We start from the raw sequence: 2,487 nt of genomic DNA on the forward strand, positions 1-2,487 counted from the left end.
AGAGATTTATAATGAATTTCAAATTAGCAAAAATCATAAAGTTATTACTCTTATGCCAGGAAGTAGAAAATCGGAAATTGATCGTCTTGCTCCGGTTCTTTTTGAAGTTGCTGAAAAATTGCAAAAAGACAATAAAAATTACCAATTTATCTTACCACTTGCCCCAGGAATAGAAAAAGATTATATAGCAGATATGGCCTCAAAGTATAATTTGATTTTAAAAATAGTAAGAGATTCTTCATATGATATTATGAAAATTTCAGATTTTTTATTAACTGCTTCGGGAACAGCTACCTTAGAAGCTTTAATTATGGAAACACCAATGATTGTTCTCTATGAAACAGGTTGGAGTACTTATAAGATAGGGAAAAAGATTATGAAAACTGATTATATAGCAATGCCTAATATTATTGCTGGAACAGAAGTTGTACCTGAGTTTATACAGGATGAAATAGATGTTAAAAATATATATGATAAAACTAAATTTTTTTTGAATAAAGATTATTTACTTACAGATAAAAAAAAGAAGCTAAAGATTATTAAAGATAAATTAGGTGAAAAAGGAGCAGTAAAGAAAACAGCAGAGTTAGTTCTTGAGGTAGGTGGACTTAATTGAATTTAAATAAAAAATCAATAATTATATTATCAGTTATTTTTATAGCTATTACAGCTCTTTTTTTATTTAATTTTTTTACTATTGAAAATGAAGAAAAAGTTGAAAAAAAAGTCGAAAATTCCGGGCAAAAACCTCAAGCTGAAGAGGAGTTTGCAGATATTAAGTTAAACCTGTATAATAAAGATAAGACTGTAAAATTGGAGTTAAGTGCAAAAAATTTAGTAAGATATGAAGATGAAAATTTACTTAAAATGAATCCAGTTGAGATTAAAGCATATGACATCAAAGAAAGTGATGAAAGTAAAGAAGAAAATCTTCTTTACACTTTGAGAGGTGAAAAAGGTAATTATCAAAGTGATAAGGGAATAATGACAATTTCCGGTGCTGTAACAATAGAAAGAAATAATAAAAGATTTTCTTTTGCAGAAATTACAATTAATGAAGAAAGTAATGAAGTATTAGCAAAAGGTGATGTTGTTTTAGAAAGTAAAGAAATGATTGTAAAAAGTGATAGGTTTAGATCAAATCTTGCTTTAGATTTTCTTGAGTTTTTTGGTGATAAAAAAGTGGCAAGACTTAACTGGAAGGAGATTGATAATAGTGAATAAGAAAAATACTCTTATATATATATTTGTAATAGCTATATTAGTAATTAGTGTTTTTAGCCCTTTAAAATCTGATTTAATTAAAGCTCAAAATCTACAGGAATTAAGTGGTGATAAATTAACAATGGAGCCACTTGCTGATAATGAAAATGAATATTTGATTTTGGCTAATGGAAATGCTTTACTTAAATATAAAGATATGACTATAACTGGAGCAAATGCAGAATTTAATACTTTAAAAGGTACAATTTTATTTAATAATAATGTTATTTTTAAATCTGAGGATTATGAAATAAAAGGTGATAAACTAAGTGGTAATACAGATAATGATCAATTTACTGTGAGTGGTAATAGTTCTTTTAGTTCAGAGAATATAGAAGCTACTGCTGATGAGATTATCTATAATCAAAGTGAAGAAATGGCCTATTTGAATGGTAATGTTGAAGGAAAACAAAATGGAAGAGAATTTTCTGCTCAGAAAATTTCTCTAGATTTGGCAAGTGAAAAAATAGAGCTTACAGGTAATGCAAAACTTGTTTTTCCTGATAAAGGAGAGTAAGAAATGACTATTAGAGCAAAAAATTTAGTGAAAATATATAATAAGGACAAAGTTGTAGATGAAGTAAATCTTACTGTTAAAAGAGGTGAAATCGTAGGGCTTTTAGGTCCTAATGGAGCCGGTAAAACAACCACTTTCTATATGGTTGTTGGCCTCATAAAACCGGAGGGAGGAACTGTATTTCTTGATGAAAAGGATTTAACTCCTCTATCCATGTATCAAAGAGCTAGAGCAGGGATAGGTTATTTATCTCAGGAGGCTTCTATATTTAGAAAAATGACAGTTAAAGAAAACTTACTTGCTATTTTAGAGGTTCAGGAACATATTGATAATGGTGAAATTGAAAAAAGAGCAGAAGAATTAATGGAAGAATTTCATATAAGTAATATTGCTAATCGTCTGGGATATAAGCTTTCCGGTGGAGAAAGAAGAAGAGTAGAGATTGCTCGTTCTCTAACTACAGACCCTTCTTTTATTTTACTTGATGAACCTTTTTCTGGGGTTGATCCTATAGCTGTTAATGATATCCAGAATATAATTAACTATCTAAAAGAAAAGGGTATAGGAGTTTTAATTACTGATCATAGTGTAAGAGAAACCCTTTCTATAACTGATAGAGCTTATATCATGCATAAAGGTAAGATTTTGCTTTCAGGCTCATCAGAAGAAGTTGCAGAAAGTGAATTGGCTCGCGAGTTTTATTTAGG

4 protein-coding genes are annotated in these 2,487 nt (G+C 29.1%); all 4 read left to right on the forward strand.

Features of this window, described 5'->3' with window-relative positions; translation table 11 throughout:
• Positions 1-616 (forward strand): CDP-glycerol glycerophosphotransferase family protein (locus VJ881_10780; GenBank protein ID HKL76536.1); only part of this gene is annotated, 616 nt, incomplete at its 5' end.
• Positions 613-1,224 (forward strand): LPS export ABC transporter periplasmic protein LptC, encoded by a 612-nt coding sequence (gene lptC, locus VJ881_10785; GenBank protein HKL76537.1) that lies wholly within the window; start codon positions 613-615, stop codon positions 1,222-1,224. The genes VJ881_10780 and lptC, both read left to right, overlap by 4 nt.
• Positions 1,217-1,780 (forward strand): LptA/OstA family protein, encoded by a 564-nt coding sequence (locus VJ881_10790; protein ID HKL76538.1) that lies wholly within the window; start codon positions 1,217-1,219, stop codon positions 1,778-1,780. Before lptC ends, VJ881_10790 begins: the two co-directional genes overlap by 8 nt.
• Before the next feature lie 3 nt (positions 1,781-1,783).
• On the forward strand, positions 1,784-2,487 hold a 704-nt coding region (gene lptB / locus VJ881_10795; protein HKL76539.1), incomplete at its 3' end, for an LPS export ABC transporter ATP-binding protein.

The sequence above is a fragment of the Halanaerobiales bacterium genome (assembly GCA_035270125.1).
Taxonomy (GTDB): Bacteria; Bacillota; Halanaerobiia; order Halanaerobiales; family DATFIM01; genus DATFIM01.